Origin of the sequence: Acinetobacter sp. 3657 (genome assembly GCF_031456775.1) — a bacterium.
Classification (GTDB): Bacteria; Pseudomonadota; Gammaproteobacteria; order Pseudomonadales; family Moraxellaceae; genus Acinetobacter.
In genome coordinates, this window is the sequence record NZ_JAVDVH010000001.1 from 498,773 (window position 1) to 525,681 (window position 26,909).

Below are 26,909 nucleotides of genomic sequence, written 5' to 3' on the forward strand. Positions count from 1 at the left end.
CAAAGGAATTGCTAATGAACGCTTTAAATACTGCTTTAACACAATCAAAAAGTCATACAAAAGAAACAATGCTCAGCTTACCTTCGCAACTTAAAGCGCAGTATCCCTTGTCTGCTACTTTAGCGCAGCAAATCTCAAAACATCGTCAAACGATTCAGAATATTTTATCAGGGCAAGATCACCGTTTAATGGTGATTACAGGGCCTTGTTCGATTCATGATCCTATCGCCGTTCTAGAATATGCTGATCGTCTACAGCAACTACAAGAACAAGTAAAAGATCAGATATTTCTTGTTATGCGCGCATATATTGAAAAACCACGGACAACAGTGGGTTGGAAAGGTTTTTTGTATGATCCAAATTTAGATGGATCATCAGATTTACAGTTGGGTTTAGAAAAATCGCGCGCGCTTTACTTACAACTTGTTGAAAAGGGTTTGCCAATTGCAAGTGAAATTCTAAGCCCAATGGCAACAGGTTATTTTGATGATTTACTCGCTTGGGGGGCAATTGGTGCGCGTACCAGCGAATCTCAAATTCACCGTGAGATTGCTAGCCATATGCCCTACAGTATTGGCTTCAAGAATGGTACCGATGGTTCGATTCAAATTGCGTTAGATGCAATCCAATCTGCGCTGCATGGTCATCAATTTTTAGGCATGACACAACAAGGTTTACCTGCAATTTTGCATAGTGAAGGTAATCCATTGCCACATTTGATTTTACGTGGTTCAAATCAAGGGACAAACTATGATTTGGCAGCGATTCAGGCGATGCATTTTAAACATAAGCATTTACCAGCATTGGTGATTGATTGCAGTCATGGCAATAGTGGTAAAGATCCTTTGTTACAACCACAGGTTTTGCAGCAAATTATTGTTGAGCGAGCTGAATCAAACGTACGTGGTGTTATGCTTGAAAGCCATTTAGTTGATGGGAGTCAGAAGATTTCTTGTGATATGACTTATGGTCAATCAGTAACAGATGGTTGTTTAGGTTGGGATAAAACGGAACAAGTTTTGTTAGATATTGCTGAACAAATGAGACATAAGAAATAATCTTCCTTAAAAAAGCCAATCTAGATCAGATTGGCTTTTTTATTCAATTCCGTAAAACCGCTTATATGGACTGTGCGCTAAGAAAACGACCAATCTCTTGGCTAAACTTTCTGGGTTCTGTAATCAATGGTGTATGTCCAGAGCGTTCAAAATAAACAGTTTTAGCATTTGTTAGACTCTTTGCAATCAGTGTCTGACCAGTTTCAGGGTAAAGGCTAGATTCACGACCGATAAAGAACGTGGTTGGGCAGTTCACTTGGCGAATCGCTTCTCTATAGTCTTCATTGTGATTTAAATAATTTTCAACATACCAAAGCAAATAATCTAAACGTTGAATCGGCAGTAAATATTTTTGTAGGAAGGGGCGATTTAGTGCGAGTTTAACGATTTTAGGGCTATAGGTATTGCTACTTTGTAGTTCAATAAAAGCGGCCCATAAACTTACTAGCTTATAACGGATATCATTTGGTAGGTCTTCAAGCTTTTGTGCATGCTTATAATCTAATAAAAGTGTTTGAATATCGAGAAGCAGATTTTTGAATTGAGCATGCTTTTGTCCAAACAAGCCATAATGCCAAGAGTCGTCTACCGAAATCTTAGGGGTTTGGTCAATATGAAGATAGGCTTTGAGTTTTTCTGCCAAACCACCATGTTTCATGCCGTGCATCGCTGTAGTTGCGCCCATGGAGTAGCTCATCAAGATAAACTGATCTAATTTTAATTGTTTAATCAGATGATCAATGTCATTCCAATGACTAGAAATTGCATCAGTCTCAGGAATTGCGCAGTGTTTTGAACCGCCAAAGCCACGCCAATCCGGAATAATAAATTCATATTGCTTACGATTTGCAAATAAAAAAGGAAGCCATTGCCAGCTTTGCATACCCAGCCCGGATAAAACAAGTACAGGTTCACCTTCACCCACACGTCGTACAAATAATTTTTGTTGATCGGGCATGGTATAAAACGGCATTATTTTTCTCCTTTGTTTAGTTCATCAAACTTCTTAAGTTGAGGAATCATCTGTTCTAACCATTTTATCCATTCGTTTTCTTTAATGATACCAAGTTCAAGAATCATTTTATGGATAAACAAAACGCGATTGGTCGGTTCGGTATTTTTAAAATCTTTATCATGAATAGCTTGATAAAGGCTTAATTTCTCCCTATGTAATATTAAATGCCGTTCTAATTCGGGCAAAATTTTATTGCCGCCTAGCTGTGCTTCAGCTCTTAATCTAACCATGAGGTCATCACGTAGTTGAGCTGGTTCACTTTGCTGCTCAATCCATGCAGCCAGTTGTATTCTTCCGAGCTGTTCGATTTGATAGGTTTTTTTTCGACTATTGGCTGTTTGCTCTTCTATGGTAGAGATCCATTCTTTTTTCAGCATACCATTGAGTTCACGATAAATTTGCTGATGAGTGGCATTCCAAAAAAAGCCCATGGAGCGATCAAAACGACGAGCTAATTCAAAACCTGTGCTTGGTTTTTCCAATAAGCTGGTCAATAAAACATGGGCGAGTGACATAACCATCCAAGAAATAAAAAGTGACTCTTTAGATTATGCAAAATGTTGCATAAAAATCAAATCTTGTTTATAAGTTTGTGCAACAAGTTGCATTAGCAAGCAGATTGCTAGCCAAAGGAGAACACATGTCAGCTTATCCAAATTTATTAGCACCACTTGATTTAGGCTTCACTACATTGAAAAACCGTGTACTGATGGGCTCTATGCATATTGGTCTAGAAGAAGCACCGCAAGGTTATGAACGTATGGCAGCGTTTTATGCTGAACGTGCGAAGGGTGATGTTGGATTAATTGTTACTGGTGGTGTTTCTCCAAACGATGATGGCGTGGTATTTGCGCATGGAACTAAATTAGATACACGTGAAGAAGCTGAAAAGCATAAAGTCATTACCCAAGCTGTGCATGATGCTGGTGGTAAAATTGCGATGCAAATTTTGCATACAGGGCGTTATTCGTATCAAGCCGATAACGTTGCACCGTCTGCCATTCAAGCACCGATCAATCCAATTAAACCGAAAGCATTGTCTTCTGCTGAAGTGCAGCAAACCATTGATGACTTTGCCAACTGCGCCAAGCTAGCCCAATATGCGGGTTATGATGGTGTTGAGATCATGGGGTCTGAGGGTTACCTCATTAATGAGTTTATTGCAGCTCGTACCAATCATCGTGATGATGAGTGGGGCGGAAGTTATGAAAATCGTATTCGTTTTCCAATCGAAATCGTAAAACGTACTCGAGCTTCTGTTGGTGAGAATTTCATTATTATCTATCGTTTATCCATGCTTGATTTGGTTGAAGGTGGTTCAACGTTAGAAGAAGTGGTACAACTCGCCAAAGAAATTGAAAAAGCAGGTGCAACGATTATTAATACGGGTATTGGCTGGCATGAAGCACGTATTCCAACGATTGCAACCAAAGTACCTCGCGCTGCGTTTACATGGGTGACTGAAAAGCTAAAAGGTACAGTATCGATTCCATTGATTACCTCTAACCGTATCAATACACCAGAAATGGCGGAGTACGTGTTAGCTTCTGGTCATGCAGATATGGTGTCCATGGCGCGTCCGATGCTTGCAGATGCTGAATTTGTATTGAAGGCGAGTGAAGGTCGTAGTGATGAAATTAATACCTGTATTGGTTGTAACCAAGCGTGTTTAGATCATATTTTCTCAATGAGTATTGCAACATGCTTAGTTAACCCACGTGCATGTTATGAAACTGAGTTAATTTTCAAAGAAACCAATGCGACCAAAAAAATTGCAGTCATTGGGGCAGGGCCAGCAGGTTTAAGTTTTGCGGTATATGCTGCAAGTCGTGGTCATAAGGTAAAAGTGTTTGATGCAAGTAATCAAATTGGTGGTCAGTTCAATATTGCCAAAACCATTCCGGGTAAAGAAGAATTCTATGAAACCTTGCGTTACTTCAAACGCCAAATTGAATTACAACCCAATATTGAATTAGTCCTGAATCATACCGTGACCTATGACGAGCTGAGCCAAGCGGATTACGATGATATCGTGATTGCAACAGGGGTTACGCCACGTCAATTACAGATCGAAGGGATTGATCATCCAAAAGTATTAAGCTACCTCCAAGTTTTAAGAGAGCGTATGCCTGTTGGTAAACGTGTCGCGATCATTGGTGCGGGTGGTATTGGCTTTGATACCGCAGAGTATTTAACTCATGAAGGTGAAAGTGGTAGCTTAAATCCTGAAAAATTCTATGCAGAATGGGGCATTGATACCACGTATGAGCATGTTGGCGGTTTAAAACAACCTGAACTTGAAAAATCTGAGCGCGAAATTTACTTATTACAACGTAAGAGTGCTGCTGTTGGTTCTAGTTTAGGTAAAACCACGGGATGGATTCACCGTACAGGCTTAAAACATCGTGATGTCAAAATGATTGCAGGTGCAAGCTACGATAAAGTTGATGATCAGGGTCTACATATTACTTTGAATGGTCACAGCACTGTTCTTGAAGTCGACAATGTTGTGATCTGTGCGGGTCAAGAGTCTTATACAGCAATGTTTGATCAGCTTAAAGCAGATGGTAAGAATGTCCATCTGATTGGCGGAGCGAAAGAAGCAGGTGAATTAGATGCGAAACGTGCGATTCGTCAAGGTGCTGAATTGGCTGCGGTGCTGTAAATAAATTTTATGGACATTTTCTCTTAGGAGGAAATGTCCATTCCGTTGAAGATTAAAATCCAAAGGAAATATAACAATGACGATTGAAATAACAAAACAAGCGGTACAACTTTGGCATCAAATGATTAAAACAGGCGATTTGTCCATTTTAAATGACTTGCTCTCTGATGATGTGGTTTTCCGCTCGCCAGTTGCTCATAAGCCTTATGGCGGGAAACAAGTTGTTTTCTTTATTTTGAGTAATGTCATTCAGGTTTTTCAAGATTTTACCTATCATCGTGAGTTTTATACCGACGATGGTGAAAGTGTCGTACTCGAATTTAGCGCCAATGTAAGCGGTAAATCATTAAAAGGTATTGATATGATCCGTTTCGATGAACAAGGTAAAATTACTGATTTCGAGGTGATGATTCGCCCAATGAGTGGTTTAGCAGCGTTGGCAGAACAAATGGGCGCTCGATTGGCACAGTACCAGACTGCTCAATCATAAATAGCCTAAGTATATCGAGACTATTAAAATGTGGCTAAAACTTTCAACAATTGCTTTGTTACCTGTGCTGCTTGTACAAGGAACACGCGTTCGTAAGAATACGCCACGTTTATCTGAGCCGAGTGGTGAGCGTGAGGGGTGCGTTGGTCAAGGTCAACCCCTTTCGATCTTAATTTTAGGCGACTCCGCTGCGGCAGGTGTAGGTGTTGAAACACAACAAGATGCCTTATCTGGAGTGATTATCTCTGAATTAAAAACAGAGTATGCCTTGCAATGGAAGCTTCACGCGAAAACGGGTGATACAACCAAACAAGTTTTCCAGGCGATACTGGGTTTAGATCAACAACAATATGATGTTGTGGTGACGTCTATTGGTGTCAATGATGTGACTAAACTTATTTCAGCAAAGTCTTGGATAAAACAACAAAAACAATTATTTACCCAAATACAGCAGCACTTTCAACCAAAATTGGTTATTGTATCAGGAGTACCACCGATGCAGCATTTTCCAGCACTGCCTCAGCCACTAGCTTGGTTGTTCGGAAAATATGCAGAGCAAATGAATAAAACATTACAACAATGGCTCACTTCACAAGATCAATTTAGATTTATTGCATACGATATCGAAGCTTTGCAGGCGCTAAATCTGCCGATGGCAAGGGATGGCTTTCATCCTAGTAAAGAAGTTTATGCAATTTGGGGGAAACAAGTCGCAGATTTAGTGCGACAGTCGTTTAGACCCTAAGTAGAGGGAGGAATGAAGTATGGGTATATTCACTCTAAATAAACTGAAAGTTTTAGGTTTAAATCTATTTGATTTGGCACTCGGTGCCGAACCACCAAAAATGTATTATCACCCAAAAGGCAAAATCAAAGATGTTCTGGAGAAGTTACCCCAATTAAAGCAAAAGTATCGCCCAACACCTTGGTTGAGTAATACACATGTCCATCTCTTATATTTTGATATCATTAGAAAGAAAACAATCAAGCTGGAATATGATCGTATAGATCAACTTACTATGCAAGATGGTGGTGTGACCGCAATTGCTTGGTATGGATATGATCTTCCTGTCACTACACCCACTGTTGTGATCATGCATACCATCACAGGTACACTTGAAAGCATGCGAGAGTTGGTCAAAGATTTACATCAATATACGGGTTGGCGAATCGCACTTTGTTTACGCCGTGGTCATGCTGGTTTACCTATGCCAGTGCCACAAATTTCTTTATTTGGTTCTACTCGCGATTTAAAAGAACAGCTCGATCATATTCAACAATTATTCCCAAGTTCTGATTTATATGCAGTGGGATCTTCTGCGGGTACAGGACTATTGGTACGTTATTTGGGGGAGCAAGGTGAAGATACGCCATTTAAGGCAGCTTTCGCGATGTGTCCGGGTTATGACACAGAAATAGGCTTTAAAAATGTTCATCCTTTTTATAGTAAATTGATGACCAAAAAATTATTCAAACATTTTATTTACCCTTATCAAACTATCTGGAGTCGGGTTGCTTCTATTGAAAAGGTATTGGCGACAACAAGCTTAGAGGAGTTTGAAAAAGCATATTTTGAAATGGCAGGTTATGAGGATTATCAATCTTATTGCAAAGCGATAAACCCAATTTACGTGTTTGAAAATATCAAAATCCCACTGATGATTTTAAATGCTGAAGATGATCCCGTTTGTTCAATCAAGAATTTCGAGCCTTATAAGGACAAGATACAACAGATGGATAATATGGTCGTGATTACTACGAAAAAAGGGAGTCATTGTGGCTTCTATGAAAGCCTAGCGGTGAAATCTTGGGCATCACGATTGATGGCAGATTTTTTTAAGAGTTATTAGGGTTTGTTAATATTCCAGCTATAAAAAAGCCAGCTCCCTTAAACCGTGATGAAAGCGGCGCAAAGGAACTGGCTTTTTAAATACTTTTTTAAGCAGATTAGTTGCTTAATGCAGGTGTTGCAGCAGCGATCGCAGCAGCGACAGCATCTTCTTCACTTTGACCAGAAGTATTCGATTTAGATGGTTTTGGCTGTTCAACTCTTGGCGCGCTAGGTTGAGTTTGAGTTGCTCTAGGTTGCTCTGTACGAGGAGCTTCAGATTGAGCAGTGGTATTTTGGGTTTGAGCAGGTCGAGTTTCACGACGAATTTCGGTTGTCGTATTCTCAGTTTCTTCAAGAGTCGTTTCAACTACAGGCGCGGGAGCTTCTTCTGTATTGATACTTTCTAAAGACTCAAACACTTCAGTTTTCGCAGCTTCAGGCTGTTGCTCTGTCATTTGTGTTTCAGTAGCCTGTTCAGGCTGCTCTTCGTTTTTAGGTTCTTCTTTTTTCACACAAGCTGTAAGTAAAAGACCAGTCGCAAGTGCTGCACAAATTAAAAGTTTATTATTCGCCATCGCTAAAACAACATATCAAATAAGGACGACGAGGATTATAACAGCAAAATTAACTGAAAAAAGCACTCGGATTTATCGAGTTTGTTGATAATTTATAAATGTTTGCATGGATGCATGTGTTATGAAGTGGATCGATGTTGGGGTTCTAAGGGAATTTTTCTCATCGGAGCTGTGTTTTTGATTTGTTAAAAGCAATTTTTATATGAAATCTCCATAAATCCCATAAAATTTTATTGAAAATGCTGATAGAATAACCAGTTGTTTATAGTTCTTTGAATTGAAGCGGTTTGACTTTGCTTTATAGGGGCAGAGTACAGTAAAATTGCCCAACATTGTAGGCCGATTTCGGCTTGATTGTACGAGAAACTTAATGACCCATTTTATTTTTGTCACTGGTGGTGTGGTTTCATCACTAGGTAAAGGTATTTCTGCTGCTTCTGTTGCCGCACTTTTGGAAGCTCGTGGCTTAAATGTCACGATGGTAAAAATGGATCCATATATCAATGTCGATCCAGGTACCATGAGCCCATTTCAGCACGGTGAAGTTTTTGTCACAGAGGATGGTGCTGAAACTGACTTAGATTTGGGATATTACGAACGTTTCCTACGTCGTGCAAAAATGACGAAGTTGAATAACTTCACCAGTGGACGTGTCTACCAAGACGTTTTAAACAAAGAACGCCGTGGTGATTACCTCGGTGGTACAGTCCAAGTTATTCCGCATATTACAGATAATATTAAAGAACGTGTATTACGTGCCGGTGAAGGTTACGATGTCGCGATCGTCGAGATCGGCGGTACAGTAGGTGATATCGAATCACTTCCATTTATGGAGTCAGTGCGTCAGCTTATGGTTGAACTGGGTCATAAACGGACCATGTTGATGCATTTAACTTTATTGCCATACATCAAGTCGGCTGCTGAACTTAAAACCAAACCAACTCAGCACTCTGTGAAAGAGTTGCTTTCAATTGGTATTCAACCCGATATTCTTATTTGCCGTACTGAATATGATGTTGATGCAGATACTAAACGTAAAATTGCATTGTTTACCAATGTGGAAGCACGTGCAGTTGTTGTATGTAAAGATGCAAAAACAATTTATCAAATTCCACGTAATTTCTCTGAGCAAAACGTAGATGATTTAATCTGTGAACGTTTTGGCTATAACGATCTTCCAGAAGCAAATCTTGAAGATTGGGATAATGTGGTTGATGCACTATTAAACCCAGAATATATCGTACGTGTTGCGATGGTGGGTAAATATGTCGAATTACCAGATGCTTATAAATCTGTAAATGAAGCACTTTTACATGCAGGTATCCAAAACCGCGTTAAAGTACAAATCGATTATGTTGATGCTGAATCTTTGGAAGGTCAGGACATTTCTGTACTTGAAACTGCGGATGCGATCTTAGTACCTGGTGGCTTTGGTGAGCGTGGTACTGAAGGTAAAATGCGTGCAATTCAATATGCGCGTGAAAATGGTGTTCCATTTTTAGGTATCTGTTTGGGTATGCAGTTGGCTGTGATTGAGTACGCGCGTAATGTAGCAGGACTGCCTGAAGCGACCTCAACTGAATTTAATCGTTCAACCAAGTATCCACTTATTGGCTTAATTACAGAATGGCTGGATGAACGTGGCGAATTACAACATCGTAGTCTTGAGTCAGACTTAGGCGGTACGATGCGTTTAGGTGCACAAAAATCAGAATTGGTTGAGGGTGCAAAAATTCGTAGCATCTATGGTCAAGCTGAAATTGTTGAGCGCCATCGCCATCGTTATGAAATGAATGACCGTTTTATTCCAACACTTGAACAAGCTGGAATGAAGGTTTCTGGTTATTCATCAGTACAACACTTAGTTGAAACTGTAGAAATTCCTGAACATCCTTGGTTTATTGCTGTACAATTCCATCCGGAATTTACAAGTTCACCACGTGATGGACATCCATTATTTGCTAGTTTTATTGAGGCTGCAAAAAAACAGCATCAGAAGTAAATAATGTAGGCTTTAAATAAACTGGGAAAGTTTAGATGTCACAATTAAAAGCACAAGAAGTTGTACGTTTAGGCGATATACAAATGGCAAATCATTTGCCATTTGTATTATTTGGCGGAATGAACGTACTCGAATCAAAAGATTTAGCCTTTGAAATCGCTGAAACTTACGTTGATATTTGCAAGCGCTTAGATATTCCTTACGTTTTCAAAGCAAGCTTTGATAAAGCGAATCGCTCTAGCTTAAATTCATTCCGTGGTCCAGGTTTGGAAAAAGGAATTGAATGGCTTGCAGACATTAAAAAACAGTTCAATGTTCCAATTATTACCGATGTGCATGAACCGTATCAGGCAGCGGAAGTTGCAGAAGTTGCAGATATTATCCAACTTCCAGCTTTTTTGAGTCGTCAGACTGATCTTGTTGAAGCAATGGCAAAGACTCAGGCGATTATCAATATCAAGAAAGCACAATTTCTAGCGCCACATGAAATGCGTCATATCTTGCATAAATGTTTGGAAGCTGGGAACGACAAACTTATTCTTTGTGAACGTGGTTCAGCATTTGGTTACAACAACTTGGTTGTTGATATGCTGGGTTTTGACACGATGAAAGAAATGAATGTTCCGGTTTTCTTTGATGTGACCCATGCATTGCAAACACCGGGCGGTCGTTCAGATTCTGCTGGTGGTCGCCGTGCGCAAATAACCACATTAGCACGTGCTGGTATGGCAACTGGTTTAGCTGGTTTGTTCTTAGAAGCACATCCAGACCCTGAAAATGCAAAATGTGATGGACCTTGTGCATTGCGTTTGTCTCAGCTTGAGCCATTCTTGGCACAATTAAAAGAATTGGATACTTTGATCAAAGGATTCAAAAAGTTAGATACACATTAAACCAATCTTTCCCCTTTGAGTTCCTCTATAAAAGGGGAACGCTAAGGAAATATGGGTTTAATTTATTATTCATTCAACAGAGGAATTGTTCATGAGCCAAATCGTTGATATTCGTGCGCGCGAAATTTTGGACTCTCGTGGTAACCCAACCATCGAAGCAGACGTAATTTTAGAATCTGGGATTGTTGGTCGTGCATGTGCACCATCTGGTGCTTCAACTGGTTCTCGTGAAGCTTTAGAACTTCGTGACGGTGATAAAGCACGTTACTTAGGTAAAGGTGTTCGTACAGCAGTTAATAACGTTAACACACTGATTCGCGATGCTTTGTTGGGTAAATCAGTTTTTGAGCAAAAAGACATTGATAATACAATGATCGCGCTTGACGGTACTGAAAACAAAGAAAAATTAGGTGCAAACGCAACACTAGCAGTATCTTTAGCTGTTGCACGTGCTGCTGCTGATGAAAAGAAAACCCCGCTTTTCCAATACATCGCAGATCTTCGTGGTCAAACGATTTTGACTATGCCTGTTCCAATGATGAACATCATCAATGGTGGTTCACATGCGGATAATAATGTAGATATTCAAGAGTTCATGATTGAACCAGTCGGTTTCACTTCATTCTCTGAAGCATTACGTGCAGGTGCTGAAATTTTCCATTCTTTAAAATCAGTTTTAAAGAAACAAGGTCTAAATACAGCAGTTGGTGATGAAGGTGGTTTTGCACCGAACCTTCGTTCTAATGAAGAAGCAATCACCGTTATTCTTGAGTCAATTGAAAAAACTGGCTATAAAGCAGGTTCTGATATTATGCTTGCGCTTGATTGTGCATCATCAGAATTCTACAAAAATGGTCAATACATTCTTGCAGGTGAAGGCAACAAAGCATTTACTAGCAATCAATTTGCTGACTACTTAGCGGGCCTTGTGAACCAGTATCCAATTATCTCAATTGAAGATGGTTTGGATGAGTCTGACTGGGAAGGTTGGAGCTACCTCACTTCAATCCTTGGCGATAAAATCCAATTGGTTGGTGATGATTTATTTGTAACCAATCCTAAGATTTTACAACGTGGTATTGATGAAAAAGTAGGTAACTCTATTCTGATCAAATATAACCAAATCGGTACTTTGACTGAAACTTTAGATGCAATTTACCTAGCTAAAGCAAATGGTTATAGCACTGTTATTTCACACCGTTCAGGTGAAACAGAAGATTCAACTATTGCTGATTTAGCAGTTGGTACAGCAGCAGGTCAAATCAAGACTGGTTCATTGTGTCGTTCTGACCGTGTTGCAAAATATAACCAATTGCTTCGTATTGAAGAGTTAACTCAAGCAGCTTACCGCGGTAAAGCTGAGTTTAAAGGTCTAAATTAAGGTCAATCTCAGCTATGTTGAATCCTCCTGACCCTCTTTCTTTACAAAAGAGAGAAACTTCACGAATTCAGAATCCTATAGAATTCGTGACTGATCTTCCTTTAAAGAGGGATATAGGGAGTTATTCATGTTAGAGATTTTTCGATCTACTTCAAGTAAGTTGATTCTGTTGCTTGCAATCGTTTTGATTGCAAGTTTACAGTATCGGTTTTGGCTAGGTGAGGGCGGATATGTTCCTCATCAGGCTTTAACCCATCAAATTCAACAACAAGCTGAAATCAATACTGAGTTAAAAGAGCGTAACCGTATTTTGGCCGCTGAAGTTTTTGATTTAAAAAACGGAAGTGAAGCAATTGAGGAACATGCACGCTTAGATTTAGGTTTAGTTAAACCTAACGAAACTTTTGTGCAAATGAGTACTATTAGTACCCATTACAAACCAATTTATATTGATCCAAATGCAAAAGTAGATACTGCCACCAATGAAAACTAAGCTTTGGGCGATTGTACCCGCAGCAGGTTCGGGCAGTCGTTTTTCCAAAACCGAATTAAAACAATATCAATACATTCAAAGTCAAACTGTACTTGAACATACTGTCAACCGTTTAAATACATTGGATTTGGCGGGGTGTGTGCTAGCGATCGGTGAGCAAGATAACTTTGCCAAAACACTCTCTTTTCAACATCTAGATAAATTGCACTACTGTATAGGTGGTGTCGAGCGTGTTCATTCTGTTCTTAATGCTTTAATTTATTTATCCGATATTGCAGATGAAAATGATTGGGTTTTGGTACATGATGCTGCACGCCCATGTGTAACAGCGAACTGTTTAGAGAAATTAGTGCTATCGTCAGTTCAATCGAATCAAAGTTCGATTCTAGCGATACCAGTGCGCGATACTTTAAAACACGTACAAGCTAATGATCAGATTGAAAGAACAGTAAGTCGTGAGCATTTATGGCAAGCGCAAACACCACAAATGGCAAAATTAAAAACGCTAAAACATGCGATTGAGGCTGCATTAGCTGCCCAAATCAATATCACCGATGAAGCAAGCGCCTTGGAATATATCGGTGAAGCTGTGCAAGTCGTACAAGGGCGTTCAGATAATATTAAAATTACTTATACCGATGATTTAGAACTTGCACGCTTAGTTCTTCTGTCTCAAACAAACTAGATTTAGATATATTTTTCTTAATATAAAATAGCCTAAGTAAATTAGATGAAATTTATAATTTTCCTGTTAACATAAATGACAAGTATTTCACAATTTGTTAAATTTAAACAACATTCTTGATAATGGATCAATAAATGAAAAAATTATTACTTGCAGGTCTTTTTAGTTTTTCTTTAGTGGGTTGTGCAACAACAACTCAACAGCCTCAAGATACCGTACAGGAAACAATTCGCTACTCGACCAGCCCTTGTTTTGGTGCATGCCCGATTTATTCTGTTGAAATTTCTCCTTCAGGGAAGGTTCATTTTGATGGGAAGCAATATACCAAAGTTGTTGGGACGCAAGATCTTACCGTTGATCCTTCTGTTTATAGCAAACTTCAACAAGAGCTGAAAACGTATCGCCCAGAAACAGGTATGAGTGTAAAAACTACAGCTTGTGAAGAGACCGCAACTGACCAGCAGAATGCCTATTTTTCTTGGTCACGTCCAGATGGTACGGTAACTAAACTAAGTCACTACATGGGCTGTATTTCGCCAGCAAATGCTGAGCTCAATAAACTGATTGAAAAGTTGCCAAAAATGATTGGGGTTGATGGTTTAGTGAGTTAAATAGAATATTATTTATTTGCCCCGATATATCGGGGCATTTTTATATGAAGATTGCCATCTTATGCTGGCATTGGAAATTCACCTTGTTGTAAAAACTGTGATAATTCAAAACGAACAATGCTTGAATCTTCGACTGCTTTAAATATAACTTCATCAGCACCAATATCGCAAAACCATTGCGCTCGATCTATCGGGCTATTTTGGCTAAAGTGATCTGCTGTAAATAGTCCAACACAAGCCGCATGATCTTTTTCACGAGCGGATGGATATTCAAATATTTCTATGCCTGCATTTCTCATGGATGTACCCAACTGTTGAGCATAATTGTAGTTTGTCGGGTGAGCGATAAGATCAAGATACTGTTCAAATGGCGGAGATTGTAAACGAATTCCTTTATCACAATGATAGCCGACCGAGAATAAGGTGTGCTCGGTGCGTATCGTATTTTTCTTTGGTTGGCCATTCATTGAATGCCAGAATATAAAGCGATAATAAGCTGATTCTGCTAGCGTAACAGCGATGCTACATCCGCCATAAAAAATACTTGGTTCAAAGGTGCGACCAAAACGAGAACCCCATTTTAGTGGGGGGTAGCGAAAAGGTGTTTTAAGTAGATAATGTAAATGATCTGAGTTTGGAGGATATGGTGGTTTAACCAATTCCAGCATATCCTCCAGTAAAGCTTGTTCTTCTAAGGTGTCAACTAATTGTCGTGTCGCAATTTGTTCTTGGCTCTCAACTAAACGATATAAAGTACCAGATAGAGGCGTTATTTGTTGGTTTCCTTCACATTGTAGCCATAGATTTTTTTCAATGGCGGTCATACTTTACCTCGAATTGCATCAACAAATTGCAGAACAGACACCAGTCCACTCACACTCTCGATTTGTTCAACAGGAACACCACCAGTCACACGATTTGGTGTATTCATAAAGTGACGCATCCAGTCGGTGTCTCCACCAGTCAAAGCATATAATGCCCGTGATAGACGAATAAGCAATAGCGCCAATTCACCTTGTTTAGACGCAGGATCTAACTCAGGATTGTTTTTCAATCGGCTGATCGCTGTACGGTGTACACCTAAAATGGCGGCTAATTGTACTTGTTTTAGGTCAAGTTGTTCTGCTGCATTGAGTACCGCTTTAGCGAGAACTACTTTTTTGTCTGCGGGTTGTTTTAGTAATGCACTCATGATGAAACCCTCATGTTGTATATGCACTTATTATATGTTAATTGTGCAATATGCACAACTTTGTGTTGGAGTAATGATTTTGTATGCGTATGATATAAGTAGAATCTGATTGGCGAAAATAGATATAGTTGAATAAAGGTAGATAAAATAACGCATTAAATCAAATGTAGAAAAATAGCTTATATTATTATTTAAAATAATATATTATAAAAACACATAATGTTTGGAGCGGAATATGCATAGCATTTTGTTGGCACTGATGGGCGGTGTGCTTATTGGGTTAGCAGTTATTGGTTACTTATATGTGAATGGTCGTATCGCAGGTATTAGTGGTCTGATCGCCCAGCTACTCCAACCAAAATCATTATTTAAAAGCCCAGCTTTTTGGTTTTTGTTGGGCCTACTTATCACACCATTTATTTATCAATTATTTGTTAAGCCTGAGATCATCTTAGAGTCATCTCCGATCGCCTTGATTGCGGCGGGGGTATTGGTTGGCTTTGGTACGCGCTTAGGTTCGGGATGTACCAGTGGACATGGTATTTGTGGAATAAGTCGTTTGTCTATGCGTTCAATAGTTGCAACGATGATATTCATGTCTGCTGGGATCGTGACGGTATATATTGCACGTCATCTGTTAGGGGCGTTGTTATGAAAAATATTTTCGCTTTTTTATTTGGTAGCTTATTTGCTTTAGGTTTAATGCTTTCAGGGATGTCAAATCCAGCAAAAGTTTTAGGTTTCTTAGATATCTTTGGCCAATGGGATATTAGCTTAATGTTTGTGATGATTGGTGCAATTGCCGTTGCAATTATTCCTTTCCAAAAAGCAATTCGTCACCCAAAAACTTTATTTGGAGAAAAAATTACTTTACCAACGAATACTCAGATTGATAAAAAACTGGTGATCGGAGCAATATTATTCGGTGTTGGTTGGGGTATTGCGGGTGTTTGTCCTGCACCTGCGATTACATTGATTGGCTTGGGTTATTCTCAAATTTGGTATTTTATTACGGCCATGCTGTTTGGAATGTTTATTCATCATTTATGGGCTAAGCGCTAGGAGAAATACCATGCAATATCCTCAAGTTAAAGCTTTTTTTGATCAAGATACCAATACATTTAGTTATGTAGTGAGCGATCCACAGACGAACTGTTGTGCTGTAATTGATAGCGTATTGAACTATGACTCTGCATCGGCTTCAACTTCGACTGAAAGTGCGGATCAAATCATTCAATATGTTGAAGATCATCAATTAAAAGTTGAATGGATATTGGAAACACATGTACATGCAGATCATCTAACGGCTTCTCAATACTTAAAATCAAAACTGGGTGGCAAAGTTGCCATGAGTCAGAAGATCAGTATTGTTCAACAAACTTTCAGTGCAATATATGGCATTGATATAAGGTATTTTAACACCCATCAAAGCTTTGATTATTTATTCAAAGATAACGAGCATTTTAGTATCGGTGAATTGGACGCATTCAACCTCCCAACGCCAGGACATACACCTGCATGCTTAAGTTATGTGATCGGTGATGCTGTGTTCGTAGGGGATACACTATTTATGCCAGACTATGGCACGGCACGTTGTGACTTTCCTAAAGGTAGTGCAGATACTTTATTTGATTCGGTACAAAAACTATATCAACTTCCTGATCAAACACGAGTTTTTCTCTGCCATGATTATAAGCCTGAAGGAAGAAATGAATACCTTTATGAAACAACTATCAATGCACAAAAGCAAACCAATATTCATATAGATGCTAAAACCCACAAACAAGATTTTGTGAATATGCGACAAGCACGAGATGCAACTTTGGCTATGCCGAAACTGATTCTGCCATCTATTCAAATCAACATGGATGCTGGGCGTTTTCCTGAACCTGAGTCCAATGGCATACGTTATTTAAAGCTGCCTTTAAACTATTTTAAGCAGTGAATCAGCTGGGCTGAGATTAGTAAATATCGATGTTATCGCATGTGCTCAAAATAGCCTAAGTAATATTGAACATCTATTTTATTAACTTAGTCACATGCAATATCCAAACATAAATTTTTGTACATTCAGTCAACGCTATGATAAAAATACAATTCATTTTAAAACTTGCTGAAATTAAGGTGTTTAAATGACCACCATTTATTTAGTCAGACATGGTCAGGCTTCATTTGGTAAAAGTAATTACGATGAGCTATCTGAAAATGGTGAAGCACAAGCAAAGCTCTTAGGGCAATATTTTAAGCATCTTTTTACTGAACCGCCTTATATCGTTTCAGGTAGCATGAAGCGACATCAACAAACCACTCAAATTTCATTGAATGAGTGTTTTCCTCAAGCGGATTATAAAACTGATGGGTTATGGAATGAGTTTAATCATCAGCAAGTATTTTCTTTATATGAGCCGAGGTTTGCTCAACCAGAAGTATTGCAACAAGACGTTTTTCAAGAAGTAGACCCGAGAGCTTATTTATTTCAGATTTTCGATCAAGCGATTGCTCGTTGGACAAATGAAGAATTTCATCATGAGTATGATGAATCTTGGATCACCTTTAAAATGCGTGTAGAAAGTGCATTAGAGAATTTATGTGCAGAGTTAGCACATAAACAACCCCAAGAAGCTGTTGTTTTTACTTCTGGTGGCGTGATCTCCGTTGTGGTCGGTAAATTACTTGAGTTAAGTGTGCAACGTACTTTCGCGCTCAGCTGGTCGATTGCAAACACAAGTGTTACCACCTTGAAGTTAGTCAATGGTGAGCCACAGCTATTGAGTGTGAACGAGCATCAATTTATTAAATCTAAAAATCCAGATTTGCTAACTTGGTTGTAACTGGGAGAACTCGTCTATTAAATCATCTGAAAAGTGATGTTCGCTTACTCAGACTTCAATTCTTGTGAGCCTATGGAGATGTGACAAAAAATAGGCAGGCGCACGTGTTTTGAGTGGGTTTTTTAAGTTTCTATGGTATAAAAATATCTCAACAATCCAACTTGAGAATAAGAAATGTCTGAACAAAAATATCATTGGTATTTAATTGGTTATACTTTTAATGATAAGAATGATAGTGGTAATACTCGAAACTTTAGTATTCAACTGCCATTGGAAACCTTTTTACCACCCGTTTCCCAATCAAAATTAAATGAGCTTGGTGTAATTGGATTGGAGTGGATCAGAAAGAATGATCCATCAGCAGATCCTGAGAACTTGTTTACGTTATCTATTTGTTATTTAGGTGAGATGACCACGAAGGAATTTCGCGCTTAAAATAACTAGATCGGAAAGCCCTTAGCTGGGCTTTCCATTTCTGTATTGTATAAAAATTCTTGTTTTAGTAACTTAGAAGGAAAAGAAGAACGATAAAAACAGTATAAATCTGTAATTCAGCATTCAGTTCAACAATTATCTTTTCCTATTCAGTGATTTAATAATATTTTCCGTTTTAGCTTTTCATTCCGTCTTGTTCAATTTTTATTGCTGCTTTCCAGCTAGGTAATAAACTTAATCCCTCGACATATTTTTGAATATTTGGGTATTTCTCACCTTGTGCCATTTGATGAATTAAGGCATGAAGTCCAAATCCCATCATAAAGTCTGCACCAGTTAAACGATCCTCCACCAAGTATGATTTATTTTCTAAATACTCATTTAGATAACCAAAAACCTTATCAAATTCAACTTGAGTATAGTTTTCTAGAAATATTAACTGCGTACCTTGCTTGGTCTCTATCTCATTAAAAACTTTTAATAAAAATGGCAACATGGCAGAGCTTTCAGAGAAATGAATCCATTGTAGATAGTCTACATAAGTAGCATCATTGATGTCTGGTGCTAAGTGAGGTGCAAATTTCTGAATTAATAACTCTACTATGGCACCTGATTCCGCAATGATTTTACCTTGCCACTCAATCACAGGAGACTTACCTAAAGGATGAATATTTTTTAAAGACTCAGGCGCTAAATGGGTAGTTAAATCACGATAATAGCGTTGCAGTTGATAAGGCTGTTTGATTTCTTCAAGTAGCCACAAAATTCGAAAAGAACGTGATTGATCTAAATGGTGTAATGTAATCATGATAATTCCTGCTAAAGAGTTTTACGGTAATTTTCACACACTTTTCGAATTTCAATAAACGATTAAACACGTTGAAATGTTGCTATACGAAAAGGTACAAGCAAAAAGCTAGAAATATCTATAAAATGATCAAAATTATTCACTCAATTTTAAACTTGGTTTTTTATATAAATGACTGATATAGAAATAGAAACACATCCGCTAACTCCTTTTCTACCTGCTCATGCAAAATTACTCATGTTAGGAAGTTTTCCACCGCCTCAAAGTAGATGGAAAATGGATTTCTATTATCCGAACTATCAAAACGATATGTGGCGTATCTTTGGTTTGATTTTCTTTAAAGACAAAGACTATTTTTTAGACTTGCCGAATAAAAACTTTAAAGAACAGCTTATACGTGATTTCTTAACACAAATTGGTGTTGGAATATTTGATACGGCCTATCAAGTTAAACGGCTGCAAGGCAATGCTTCGGACAAGTTTTTGGAAATTGTCACACCAACTGATTTATCAGAATTGCTAGAGCAAATCCCAATGTGCCATACCATTATGACCACAGGGGACAAGGCCACAGATACTTTGATGCAGCATTTTCCAGAGCAAGCAAATAAGCCAATGATTGGTCAATCTGTACAAGTAAATTATGCTAATCGTAAGCTTAATTTATACCGTTTACCATCATCGTCTCGGGCATATCCTTTAGCCTTAGAAAAAAAAGCGGATGCTTATCGACAATTCTTTGAAACAATTGGTTTGGTTTAATTATAACAAAATAGGGGAATTTGATGAATGATGTACCAAGTCCAATCGACTTAAGAAATTATGATGATGCTTTAGAATGGCAAATAACCGCGAATGTGAAACGCCCGTGGAGACAAGATTTCTTTGGCTATTATACAAAATTAATTAGAACCCAAACCGTGGATAAATGCCAAGTATTGGAGCTAGGGTCTGGACCTGGATTTTTAGCGCAACATATATTGTCGCAATTATTCCATGTCGAATATACAGCTTTTGATTTTTCTGACGCAATGCATAGGCTTGCTCAACAAAAATTAAATTCTGCTGAGCGATCAAGAGCTCGCTATTTAATTGGAAATTTTAAAGAAGCTAATTGGAAAAATGCTTTAGCTCAGAAATATGATTACATTATTATTCATCAAGCGTTGCATGAACTTAGACATAAGAAATATGCTACCGATTTTCATAAAGCCGTCAAAACTTTATTGAATCCTAAAGGACATTATTTAGTTTGTGATCATTTATGTGCACCCGATGCCATGAAAAATGATCAACTTTATATGAATAAACAAGAACATTTAGATGCCTTAAAACAGGCATCTTTTGAAAATATTAAGATGCCTTTGGAAATCGAGGGATTATGCTTATTTGAGATGATAATGGAATAAGGTTTACATCATCCATTCCACTGGAAAATAAGACACGAAATGCATGCTAAACCTTTGGAATCTAGTGCTCTCAGGGTCGTGATGATGTTCAATGACTTGACCATTTTCCTTATGTTCATACCAGACAATATTGCCATCTGCATCAAGTTTAAGTTGATAGGCGACTTGTAGCATGTGTTCATCCAGAAGTGCGGTAACTTGATTCTGTAATTGATCTGATTCAACCACCAAACCGACCTCGGTATTTAAATGCGCAGAACGAGGATCAAAATTAAAAGAACCAATAAAAACTTTACCATCTACATCAAAGAATTTTGCATGTAGGCTTGAGCGATTTTTACCTTTTACAGGAATCACGCTACCCGTTGCGATTTCATACCAAGTCCGTTTTTTTCTTTCGATGTTGGGTTTGAACTCGTAAAGTTGTACGCCATTTTGTAGAAGCGGTTTACGGTATTGACTATAAAATGAATGTACCACAGCGACATCATTTGCGACCAAACTATTGGTGAGCACCCTAACTTTGATACCGTTATTCGATAATTGGCTTAAGTATTCTGTTCCGCGTTGCGTTGGCACAAAATAGGCCGAAACCAACTCCATGTGCTGCTCGGGTTTCCCCATAATCTTTAAGACTTGTGCATAAAGCAGTTCTTGCTCTTTTGCTTGTCCCGATGCTTTATTCGGTCGATCCGCAACAAAGTGTGCTTTTGCCCATTGAACAGGGTAGTTTTGAAGACGGATTTTTAAATAATCCTGCGCAGCTTCAAGCTTCTTTTCAGTAAGCGTATTTTCTTCATCAAAAGCCTGATAACTTTGCCTAATACTTTCAAATTGCTGCGGTGTGCCTTGGCCAAGTAACTGTTCAGTAGAATAACTTAAAGGACTTTGCCAAAACTCGTCGAAGACCTCAGCAGCGTGATCAACAGACGCGCCATAAAATAAAATGTCCATGTCACTAAATTGGAATTGATCACTGGCGTCAAAGTATTCACTACTAATATTTCGACCACCAGTAACTGCGATTGATGAGTCAGCGATGGTGAGTTTATTGTGCATGCGATGGTTAATTTGATTTAACCTGAAAATATAGTCAATAAATCGCAGATGTCTAAACTTATACGGATTGAAAATACGAATGTCTAGATTTGGATGTTGCGACAGTGCTTTAAGGGTTTTATCGAGTTTGACTCCATTTTGGTCATCAATGAGTAATCGGATTTTTACCCCTCGGTCAGCAGCATTGAGTAATTCATAAAGCATCAAGTTGCCAATTGGATCATCATTCCAAATGTAATATTGCAAATCTAAACGATGTTTAGCATTCCTGATTAAGTGAATACGAGATGCGATACTTAAAAATGCATCATCCAAAGCTAAAAATGCAGTTAAACCATTTTCAATATTAAGATCGGTTTGAGGATCATTTATCCATTTTGTTTTTGTTTGCAAGGGATTACTCCGATCATGGTTTTGATTAGGCGGCAATGAACAGCCACTTATTGCTAACATAATAACAAGTGTCATTATCTTGAAAGGGTATGAATTATTTTTCATTTTATTTATCAAGCGTATGAGTCCAACAATAATTTGTAGATTATTAATTTTCTTATATATCTAAATACGTTTTCTTTCCAAGGTTTAAATGTAATTATAAATATAATCAACAGCTTATATTTTAATTTATATACTTTCCCTATGTAAATACTCTGAATCAATACAGATGTAAAGTGTATAAATCAATAAATATTGAGCCATAGTACTATACTGGTGTATAGTATATTTTTAGATTTAATGTGATCGACATTATGCCTAAGCAATTAGAGGACAAAAAAAAGATCCTCACTCGTGTAAGACGCATCCAAGGTCAAGTCCAGAGTGTTGAGCGTGCTTTGGAAAATGACGCAGAATGTGCAGATATTTTGCAGCAAATCTGTGCAGTTCGTGGTGCTATAAATGGTTTGATGAATGAACTTCTCGAAATTCATTTAAAAGATACTTTGGTTGTCGGTGACTCTTCTGAGTTGCAACGCAGTCAAGAGCTCATCCAAGTCAGTAAAATTCTTAAATCTTATTTAAAGTAAAATTCAGGAGTGTCATTGTGATTAAATCTCGTGCAGCCGTTGCTTTTGCCGCTGGTGAACCATTACAAATCGTAGAACTTGATGTTGAGCCACCGAAAGCAGGCGAAGTCCTCATTAAAATTACGCATACAGGTGTATGCCATACAGATGCCTTTACTTTATCAGGTGATGATCCCGAAGGTGTTTTTCCTGCCGTTTTGGGTCATGAAGGCGCAGGGGTTGTGGTTCAAATCGGTGAAGGTGTAACCAGTGTTGCGGTTGGCGATCATGTGATTCCGCTTTATACGGCAGAATGTAAGGAATGTTTATTCTGTAAATCGGGCAAAACCAATCTATGTGTAGCGGTTCGTGCAACTCAAGGTAAGGGTGTTATGCCTGATGGCACAACCCGTTTTTCTTATAATGGTCAGCCAATTTATCACTATATGGGTTGCTCAACCTTTAGTGAATATACGGTTGTGGCGGAAGTTTCTTTGGCAAAGATCAATCCTGAAGCCAATCATGAACAAGTCTGTTTGTTAGGTTGTGGGGTGACCACTGGTATTGGCGCAGTTCACAATACAGCGAAAGTACAGGAAGGCGATAGCGTTGCTGTGTTCGGTTTAGGTGGAATTGGTTTAGCCGTTGTGCAAGGTGCACGCCAAGCCAAAGCTGGACGTATTATCGTAGTTGATACTAATCCAGATAAATTTGAACTTGCAAAACAGTTTGGTGCAACGGATTGTTTAAATCCAAAAGATTATGATCAACCCATCCAACAAGTGATTGTCGAAATGACAGGTTGGGGCGTTGATCATTCTTTTGAGTGTATTGGCAATACCAATGTGATGCGTTCTGCTTTGGAATGTGCACATCGTGGTTGGGGGCAATCCGTGATTATTGGCGTGGCAGGTGCAGGTCAGGAAATTTCGACACGTCCTTTCCAACTAGTCACAGGTCGTAAGTGGATGGGTACAGCCTTTGGTGGGGTGAAAGGTCGTTCGCAACTCCCGAAAATGGTAGAAGATGCAATGAAAGGTGAAATCCAACTGGAGCCTTTTGTAACGCATACCATGCCACTTGAGAATATTAATGAAGCCTTTGATTTGATGCATGAAGGTAAATCTATCCGTACTGTGATTCATTTCTAATTTTTAAGTTTAGATTTGATGGTGCAAAAAGTGCCATCAAATCATCTATGAGCATCTATTCATGACGAAAGCACGTTTAAAACTTCATGTTCGTATATTGTCTGAAAATGAAATTGCTTTTGGACCTGGAAAAGCTGAGTTACTTGAAGCGATTCAACGTACAGGTTCAATATCTCAAGCCGCTAAATGTATGAATATGAGTTATCGGCGTGCATGGCAGTTGGTAGAGACAATGAACCAATGTTTTCGTTCCAATCTTGTTGAAACTCAGACTGGCGGAATACATGGTGGTGGTGCAGTGGTCACGGAATTAGGACAATTGGTATTAAATAAATTTAGAATAATGGAGCAACATGCGATTCAGGCAGTCGAATCAGAATTTGAAGAGCTATCAAATTATATGAAAATGAAATGAAGAATAGGAAGATTGTCCAGTGAATTTTTAAAAGGCATCCACTCTATAATGGTGACACAAATCGTCACAAATAGACGAAACTGTCTGAACATATCATCCATTTTTCCTGTAAAATGCCTTTACGTTTAAAAAAACTCAATAAGAAGCAATGTTCAAGACTATTTTTTCTGCATTAGAACAACTTGGCTTAACTGCACAAAAACGTGCAATTCATATTCAATTTTCGAATCCTGCTTTAGCCAATCAGGTGTTTTTGCAGCGCATTGAAGGTGTACATGCCATTAATGAAGGTGTAAATGCCCAGCTTATCTGCCTTTCAACGAACGCGACCATTCCATTAAAACAATTCATTGGTTGCCAAGTTGCTGTCGATACCGTTACGGACACAGGTACTTTATTTAGAAACACAGGTATTATCACTGAAGCCGTCCAAGGGCAAAGTGATGGTTCACTGACTTTATATAAACTCAAACTACAAGACGCCACCGCACTGTGGCATAAACGCCGAAACTCCCGCGTGTTTATGAATAAGACTGTTGTGGATATCGTACAAATACTGTTCAAGGAATGGCAGTCCAAAAGTCCATTATTCGCATCTAGTCTCACACTTGACCTCAGTGGACTCACTCAAGATTACGATGTCCGCCCCTTTGTGATGCAGTCCAATGAACTTGATATTGCGTTTATTCAAAGATTGCTAGCCTCTGAAGGAATTAGCACTTTAATCGATGAAGCCCAACTGACGGTTCCCAACAGCAACAGTCCAATCCAAGCTCAAAAACTGCGCTTGATCGATGATAACAACCAATACCAAGCCCTTACTCGAAGAAATATCCGTTACCACCGTAGTAGTGCTACCGAACAATTTGACAGCATGACCAGCCTCATTGCTGAACGTAGTCTACAACCGACCGCAGTCCATATCCAACGCTGGCAAGCCGATGCCCTAGAACAAGAGGACGGTGCAGGCAGCGTCCAAAGCAAACATCGGCATAGCCAACAACATGATGTCGCATCACTTGGACTTGAAGATGCATGGTGCATCACGCCTGCATGGATGCAAGACCTCAATGGTGAAGATGGCGCAACACCATCAGGCAACAACCAAATTGAAAAACTTAATCAAAACCTCGGTCATTACCATGACGCTCAAGCCAAACAGTTTATCGCCAATACCACGGTACGCGATACCCAAGTGGGCTACTGGTTTAAACTAAACGAACACCCTGAAATCGATCAACACAGTGGATCAGACCAAGAGTTTCTAATCATCAAAAAAGATTGGTTTAATCAAAATAATTTACCTAAAGACTTAAATCAACAAATCAGGCAATTAGTTGAACAAAGCCAATGGCAATATTCAAACAATAGCGGAGAACGCCAAGCCAACCAACTGACCCTACAACGTCGTAATATCAAAACTGTACCCGAATACCAACCCCTACAACACCGTCCAGCAGCTCACCCGCAACGAGCCAAAGTGGTTGGACCATCAGGTGAAGAAATCCATGTCGATGAATGGGGACGCATAAAAGTTCGCTTCCTGTTTACTCGAAATGACGACCACAGTCATGATGGTGGTGCAGGCAGCAACGACAACGATACCGATTCAGCATGGGTGGATGTACTAACCCCATGGGCAGGCGAAGGCTACGGGGCACGCTTCCTGCCACGCATTGGTGAGATCGTGGTCATCGACTTCTTTGATGGCAACATCGACCGACCTTATGTCACAGGACGACTGCACGAAGCACAGCGTAGCCCGACTAAATTCGACGACCAAGGACAACTCCCCGACACTAAGAAACTGGCAGGGATTAAGTCCAAAGAATACCAAGGCTCAGGTTACAACCAACTGCGCTTTGACGACACCACAGGACAGATCAGCGCTCAACTACAAAGCAGCCATGCGGCAAGTCAACTCAATCTCGGTAAACTCAGCCACCCTAAAGCCCAAGCAGAAAGCGAAGATCGAGGCGAAGGCTTTGAACTCCGCACTGACCAATGGGGAGCGATCCGAGCAGGCGAAGGCTTACTGATCACCACCCATGCACAAGACCAAGCTGAAGACGATCATCTCGAAGCGCAAACAGCCAAACAACAACTAGAAGGCAATCAAAGTAATGCCAAAGCCTTAAGTGAAGTGGCAAAGAACCAACAGACGGATGAACTCGAAGCTTTAGAACAACTCAAAGCGTTCGCCGAGACAATTCAAGACAAGATTGCTAAATTCAATGAAGCAATCCTATTACTTAGCTCACCGAATGGTATTGGACTGAGTACTCCAGAAGACATACACCTTTCAGCAGATGGACAACTGAACCAATTTGCAGGGGACAGTATTAACCTGAGCACACAAAAGAACCTAATCGCCCAAGCCAGTCAAAAGATCAGTTTATTTTCAGCGCAAAGCGGGATTAAACAGGTTGCAGCAAAAGGTAAGTTTGAGATACAGGCGCAAAGTGATGGTCTGGATATATTCGCTAAAGCGGGGATACAAATCATCTCGACTGAGGATTCAATACATTTTATTGCGAAAAAGAAAATCGTCATGGTTGGCGATAGTTCGCAACTCGAAATTAGTGGTGGTGGTATTTTTCCAACCACAGGTGGAAAGTTTGAATGTAAAGCTGGGCAGCATTTGTTTATGGGAGGTTCTAGTGTGAATCTGAGTGTTCCTCAGTTACCTGTTTATGGTGAAAAAAATCACCACAATTTACGGTATCTTTTGAAAGATAAAGAAGATATTCCATTTGCTCATCATAAATATATTGCTTTTATGCCAAATGGAGAAAAGCTAGAAGGTCTGACTGATGAAAATGGATATACTCAATTATTTAATACTGTACGCCCAGAAGATATATCTATCCACTTGTATAATAATGAAGAACTTGATATAGATTAGC

General features: G+C 39.1%; 29 protein-coding genes. 22 read left to right on the forward strand and 7 right to left on the reverse strand.

The features are described from left to right. Nucleotides 1-14 precede the first annotated feature (14 nt). On the forward strand, nt 15-1,058 hold the full coding sequence (locus J2Y37_RS02275; RefSeq protein WP_004671287.1) for a 3-deoxy-7-phosphoheptulonate synthase: 1,044 nt from the start codon (nt 15-17) through the stop codon (nt 1,056-1,058). A gap of 61 nt (nt 1,059-1,119) precedes the next feature. On the opposite strand, the gene J2Y37_RS02280 is transcribed toward J2Y37_RS02275, so the two are convergent. Continuing rightward, nucleotides 1,120-2,031, reverse strand: coding sequence for an alpha/beta hydrolase (locus J2Y37_RS02280; RefSeq protein ID WP_349031708.1), 912 nt, complete (start codon nt 2,029-2,031; stop codon nt 1,120-1,122). Next, nucleotides 2,031-2,588 (reverse strand): helix-turn-helix transcriptional regulator, encoded by a 558-nt coding sequence (locus J2Y37_RS02285; RefSeq protein WP_349031709.1) that lies wholly within the window; start codon nt 2,586-2,588, stop codon nt 2,031-2,033. The genes J2Y37_RS02280 and J2Y37_RS02285 overlap by 1 nt, the downstream gene beginning before the upstream one ends. 125 nt (nt 2,589-2,713) lie before the next feature. Between J2Y37_RS02285 and J2Y37_RS02290 the strand changes: the two genes are divergently transcribed. From J2Y37_RS02290 to J2Y37_RS02305, 4 genes are all read left to right on the forward strand, one after another. Further along, nucleotides 2,714-4,738 carry an NADPH-dependent 2,4-dienoyl-CoA reductase gene (locus J2Y37_RS02290; protein WP_241322496.1) on the forward strand — a complete coding sequence of 675 codons (2,025 nt, stop codon included), beginning with the start codon at nt 2,714-2,716 and terminating at the stop codon, nt 4,736-4,738. Nucleotides 4,739-4,814: 76 nt separating this feature from the next. Beyond that, a complete protein-coding gene (locus J2Y37_RS02295; RefSeq protein WP_349031710.1) occupies nt 4,815-5,228 on the forward strand; it encodes a nuclear transport factor 2 family protein in 414 nt (137 codons plus the stop codon). 28 nt (nt 5,229-5,256) lie between these two features. Further along, nucleotides 5,257-5,973 (forward strand): SGNH/GDSL hydrolase family protein, encoded by a 717-nt coding sequence (locus tag J2Y37_RS02300; protein WP_349031711.1) that lies wholly within the window; start codon nt 5,257-5,259, stop codon nt 5,971-5,973. A gap of 19 nt (nt 5,974-5,992) precedes the next feature. Continuing rightward, nucleotides 5,993-7,078 carry an alpha/beta fold hydrolase gene (locus tag J2Y37_RS02305; protein ID WP_349031712.1) on the forward strand — a complete coding sequence of 362 codons (1,086 nt, stop codon included), beginning with the start codon at nt 5,993-5,995 and terminating at the stop codon, nt 7,076-7,078. A 97-nt stretch (nt 7,079-7,175) separates the two neighbouring features. Here the strand turns inward: J2Y37_RS02305 and J2Y37_RS02310 are convergent, their stop codons facing one another. Next, entirely contained in the window at nt 7,176-7,634 is a 459-nt protein-coding gene (locus tag J2Y37_RS02310) for a hypothetical protein (RefSeq protein ID WP_004671273.1), read from the reverse strand. Nucleotides 7,635-8,004: 370 nt separating this feature from the next. On the opposite strand from J2Y37_RS02310, the gene J2Y37_RS02315 reads away from it, so the two are divergent. From J2Y37_RS02315 to J2Y37_RS02340, 6 genes are all read left to right on the forward strand, one after another. Beyond that, nucleotides 8,005-9,636 carry a CTP synthase gene (locus tag J2Y37_RS02315; RefSeq protein WP_241322494.1) on the forward strand — a complete coding sequence of 544 codons (1,632 nt, stop codon included), beginning with the start codon at nt 8,005-8,007 and terminating at the stop codon, nt 9,634-9,636. Between the two features lie 35 nt (nt 9,637-9,671). Continuing rightward, a complete protein-coding gene (gene kdsA / locus J2Y37_RS02320) occupies nt 9,672-10,529 on the forward strand; it encodes a 3-deoxy-8-phosphooctulonate synthase (protein ID WP_121930207.1) in 858 nt (285 codons plus the stop codon). Between the two features lie 91 nt (nt 10,530-10,620). Then, entirely contained in the window at nt 10,621-11,910 is a 1,290-nt protein-coding gene (gene eno, locus J2Y37_RS02325; protein ID WP_004671269.1) for a phosphopyruvate hydratase, read from the forward strand. A gap of 127 nt (nt 11,911-12,037) precedes the next feature. Beyond that, a complete protein-coding gene (gene ftsB / locus J2Y37_RS02330; RefSeq protein ID WP_004671267.1) occupies nt 12,038-12,403 on the forward strand; it encodes a cell division protein FtsB in 366 nt (121 codons plus the stop codon). Continuing rightward, nucleotides 12,393-13,088 carry a 2-C-methyl-D-erythritol 4-phosphate cytidylyltransferase gene (ispD, locus tag J2Y37_RS02335; RefSeq protein WP_349031713.1) on the forward strand — a complete coding sequence of 232 codons (696 nt, stop codon included), beginning with the start codon at nt 12,393-12,395 and terminating at the stop codon, nt 13,086-13,088. Before ftsB ends, ispD begins: the two co-directional genes overlap by 11 nt. 134 nt (nt 13,089-13,222) lie before the next feature. Continuing rightward, nucleotides 13,223-13,699: a DUF6438 domain-containing protein gene (locus tag J2Y37_RS02340; protein WP_005196836.1), complete on the forward strand. Its 477-nt coding sequence runs from the start codon at nt 13,223-13,225 to the stop codon at nt 13,697-13,699. Nucleotides 13,700-13,758: 59 nt separating this feature from the next. On the opposite strand, the gene J2Y37_RS02345 is transcribed toward J2Y37_RS02340, so the two are convergent. Both J2Y37_RS02345 and J2Y37_RS02350 read right to left on the reverse strand, forming a co-directional pair. Next, on the reverse strand, nt 13,759-14,523 hold the full coding sequence (locus J2Y37_RS02345) for an RES family NAD+ phosphorylase (protein WP_349031714.1): 765 nt from the start codon (nt 14,521-14,523) through the stop codon (nt 13,759-13,761). After that, nucleotides 14,520-14,891, reverse strand: a complete 372-nt coding sequence (locus J2Y37_RS02350; RefSeq protein ID WP_004671256.1) for an XRE family transcriptional regulator — start codon at nt 14,889-14,891, stop codon at nt 14,520-14,522. The genes J2Y37_RS02345 and J2Y37_RS02350 overlap by 4 nt, the downstream gene beginning before the upstream one ends. 235 nt (nt 14,892-15,126) lie before the next feature. On the opposite strand from J2Y37_RS02350, the gene J2Y37_RS02355 reads away from it, so the two are divergent. The 5 genes from J2Y37_RS02355 (at nt 15,127) to J2Y37_RS02375 (ending at nt 18,157) form a co-directional block, all read left to right on the forward strand. Beyond that, nucleotides 15,127-15,546 (forward strand): YeeE/YedE thiosulfate transporter family protein, encoded by a 420-nt coding sequence (locus tag J2Y37_RS02355; protein WP_349031715.1) that lies wholly within the window; start codon nt 15,127-15,129, stop codon nt 15,544-15,546. Then, nucleotides 15,543-15,953 carry a DUF6691 family protein gene (locus tag J2Y37_RS02360; RefSeq protein ID WP_349031716.1) on the forward strand — a complete coding sequence of 137 codons (411 nt, stop codon included), beginning with the start codon at nt 15,543-15,545 and terminating at the stop codon, nt 15,951-15,953. Before J2Y37_RS02355 ends, J2Y37_RS02360 begins: the two co-directional genes overlap by 4 nt. Nucleotides 15,954-15,963: 10 nt before the next feature. Next, complete coding sequence (locus J2Y37_RS02365; RefSeq protein WP_349031717.1) at nt 15,964-16,836, forward strand: MBL fold metallo-hydrolase; 873 nt, start codon at nt 15,964-15,966, stop codon at nt 16,834-16,836. 187 nt (nt 16,837-17,023) lie between these two features. Next, complete coding sequence (locus J2Y37_RS02370; RefSeq protein ID WP_241322486.1) at nt 17,024-17,722, forward strand: histidine phosphatase family protein; 699 nt, start codon at nt 17,024-17,026, stop codon at nt 17,720-17,722. A 174-nt stretch (nt 17,723-17,896) separates the two neighbouring features. Next, nucleotides 17,897-18,157 carry a hypothetical protein gene (locus J2Y37_RS02375; protein ID WP_241322485.1) on the forward strand — a complete coding sequence of 87 codons (261 nt, stop codon included), beginning with the start codon at nt 17,897-17,899 and terminating at the stop codon, nt 18,155-18,157. A 175-nt stretch (nt 18,158-18,332) separates the two neighbouring features. Here J2Y37_RS02375 and J2Y37_RS02380 read toward each other — a convergent pair whose 3' ends face one another. Further along, nucleotides 18,333-18,965: a glutathione S-transferase gene (locus J2Y37_RS02380; RefSeq protein WP_349031718.1), complete on the reverse strand. Its 633-nt coding sequence runs from the start codon at nt 18,963-18,965 to the stop codon at nt 18,333-18,335. Nucleotides 18,966-19,136: 171 nt separating this feature from the next. Here J2Y37_RS02380 and J2Y37_RS02385 point away from each other — a divergent pair, with 171 nt between their 5' ends. Further along, nucleotides 19,137-19,727: a uracil-DNA glycosylase family protein gene (locus tag J2Y37_RS02385; RefSeq protein WP_349031719.1), complete on the forward strand. Its 591-nt coding sequence runs from the start codon at nt 19,137-19,139 to the stop codon at nt 19,725-19,727. Between the two features lie 23 nt (nt 19,728-19,750). Next, nucleotides 19,751-20,374: a class I SAM-dependent methyltransferase gene (locus J2Y37_RS02390; RefSeq protein WP_349031720.1), complete on the forward strand. Its 624-nt coding sequence runs from the start codon at nt 19,751-19,753 to the stop codon at nt 20,372-20,374. A gap of 3 nt (nt 20,375-20,377) precedes the next feature. Here J2Y37_RS02390 and J2Y37_RS02395 read toward each other — a convergent pair whose 3' ends face one another. After that, nucleotides 20,378-21,826, reverse strand: a complete 1,449-nt coding sequence (locus tag J2Y37_RS02395; RefSeq protein ID WP_349031721.1) for a phospholipase D family protein — start codon at nt 21,824-21,826, stop codon at nt 20,378-20,380. Nucleotides 21,827-22,182: 356 nt separating this feature from the next. Here J2Y37_RS02395 and J2Y37_RS02400 point away from each other — a divergent pair, with 356 nt between their 5' ends. The 4 genes from J2Y37_RS02400 (at nt 22,183) to J2Y37_RS02415 (ending at nt 26,908) form a co-directional block, all read left to right on the forward strand. Beyond that, complete coding sequence (locus J2Y37_RS02400; RefSeq protein WP_005196849.1) at nt 22,183-22,458, forward strand: metal/formaldehyde-sensitive transcriptional repressor; 276 nt, start codon at nt 22,183-22,185, stop codon at nt 22,456-22,458. 20 nt (nt 22,459-22,478) lie between these two features. Beyond that, on the forward strand, nt 22,479-23,588 hold the full coding sequence (locus J2Y37_RS02405) for an S-(hydroxymethyl)glutathione dehydrogenase/class III alcohol dehydrogenase (RefSeq protein WP_349031843.1): 1,110 nt from the start codon (nt 22,479-22,481) through the stop codon (nt 23,586-23,588). Nucleotides 23,589-23,649: 61 nt separating this feature from the next. Beyond that, the gene (locus J2Y37_RS02410) at nt 23,650-24,003 is read left to right on the forward strand and encodes a winged helix-turn-helix domain-containing protein (RefSeq protein WP_349031722.1); all 354 of its coding nucleotides are present in this window, start codon (nt 23,650-23,652) and stop codon (nt 24,001-24,003) included. A gap of 148 nt (nt 24,004-24,151) precedes the next feature. Further along, entirely contained in the window at nt 24,152-26,908 is a 2,757-nt protein-coding gene (locus tag J2Y37_RS02415; RefSeq protein ID WP_349031723.1) for a type VI secretion system Vgr family protein, read from the forward strand. Nucleotide 26,909: the final 1 nt, after the last annotated feature.

Coding starts and splice junctions, on each gene's coding strand:
- J2Y37_RS02275 (WP_004671287.1), top strand. CDS start 15: ATGAACGCTTTAAATACTGCTTTAACACAATCAAAAAGTCATACAAAA.
- J2Y37_RS02280 (WP_349031708.1), bottom strand. CDS start 2,031: ATGCCGTTTTATACCATGCCCGATCAACAAAAATTATTTGTACGACGT.
- J2Y37_RS02285 (WP_349031709.1), bottom strand. CDS start 2,588: ATGTCACTCGCCCATGTTTTATTGACCAGCTTATTGGAAAAACCAAGC.
- J2Y37_RS02290 (WP_241322496.1), top strand. CDS start 2,714: ATGTCAGCTTATCCAAATTTATTAGCACCACTTGATTTAGGCTTCACT.
- J2Y37_RS02295 (WP_349031710.1), top strand. CDS start 4,815: ATGACGATTGAAATAACAAAACAAGCGGTACAACTTTGGCATCAAATG.
- J2Y37_RS02300 (WP_349031711.1), top strand. CDS start 5,257: ATGTGGCTAAAACTTTCAACAATTGCTTTGTTACCTGTGCTGCTTGTA.
- J2Y37_RS02305 (WP_349031712.1), top strand. CDS start 5,993: ATGGGTATATTCACTCTAAATAAACTGAAAGTTTTAGGTTTAAATCTA.
- J2Y37_RS02310 (WP_004671273.1), bottom strand. CDS start 7,634: ATGGCGAATAATAAACTTTTAATTTGTGCAGCACTTGCGACTGGTCTT.
- J2Y37_RS02315 (WP_241322494.1), top strand. CDS start 8,005: ATGACCCATTTTATTTTTGTCACTGGTGGTGTGGTTTCATCACTAGGT.
- kdsA (WP_121930207.1), top strand. CDS start 9,672: ATGTCACAATTAAAAGCACAAGAAGTTGTACGTTTAGGCGATATACAA.
- eno (WP_004671269.1), top strand. CDS start 10,621: ATGAGCCAAATCGTTGATATTCGTGCGCGCGAAATTTTGGACTCTCGT.
- ftsB (WP_004671267.1), top strand. CDS start 12,038: ATGTTAGAGATTTTTCGATCTACTTCAAGTAAGTTGATTCTGTTGCTT.
- ispD (WP_349031713.1), top strand. CDS start 12,393: ATGAAAACTAAGCTTTGGGCGATTGTACCCGCAGCAGGTTCGGGCAGT.
- J2Y37_RS02340 (WP_005196836.1), top strand. CDS start 13,223: ATGAAAAAATTATTACTTGCAGGTCTTTTTAGTTTTTCTTTAGTGGGT.
- J2Y37_RS02345 (WP_349031714.1), bottom strand. CDS start 14,523: ATGACCGCCATTGAAAAAAATCTATGGCTACAATGTGAAGGAAACCAA.
- J2Y37_RS02350 (WP_004671256.1), bottom strand. CDS start 14,891: ATGAGTGCATTACTAAAACAACCCGCAGACAAAAAAGTAGTTCTCGCT.
- J2Y37_RS02355 (WP_349031715.1), top strand. CDS start 15,127: ATGCATAGCATTTTGTTGGCACTGATGGGCGGTGTGCTTATTGGGTTA.
- J2Y37_RS02360 (WP_349031716.1), top strand. CDS start 15,543: ATGAAAAATATTTTCGCTTTTTTATTTGGTAGCTTATTTGCTTTAGGT.
- J2Y37_RS02365 (WP_349031717.1), top strand. CDS start 15,964: ATGCAATATCCTCAAGTTAAAGCTTTTTTTGATCAAGATACCAATACA.
- J2Y37_RS02370 (WP_241322486.1), top strand. CDS start 17,024: ATGACCACCATTTATTTAGTCAGACATGGTCAGGCTTCATTTGGTAAA.
- J2Y37_RS02375 (WP_241322485.1), top strand. CDS start 17,897: ATGTCTGAACAAAAATATCATTGGTATTTAATTGGTTATACTTTTAAT.
- J2Y37_RS02380 (WP_349031718.1), bottom strand. CDS start 18,965: ATGATTACATTACACCATTTAGATCAATCACGTTCTTTTCGAATTTTG.
- J2Y37_RS02385 (WP_349031719.1), top strand. CDS start 19,137: ATGACTGATATAGAAATAGAAACACATCCGCTAACTCCTTTTCTACCT.
- J2Y37_RS02390 (WP_349031720.1), top strand. CDS start 19,751: ATGAATGATGTACCAAGTCCAATCGACTTAAGAAATTATGATGATGCT.
- J2Y37_RS02400 (WP_005196849.1), top strand. CDS start 22,183: ATGCCTAAGCAATTAGAGGACAAAAAAAAGATCCTCACTCGTGTAAGA.
- J2Y37_RS02410 (WP_349031722.1), top strand. CDS start 23,650: ATGACGAAAGCACGTTTAAAACTTCATGTTCGTATATTGTCTGAAAAT.
- J2Y37_RS02415 (WP_349031723.1), top strand. CDS start 24,152: ATGTTCAAGACTATTTTTTCTGCATTAGAACAACTTGGCTTAACTGCA.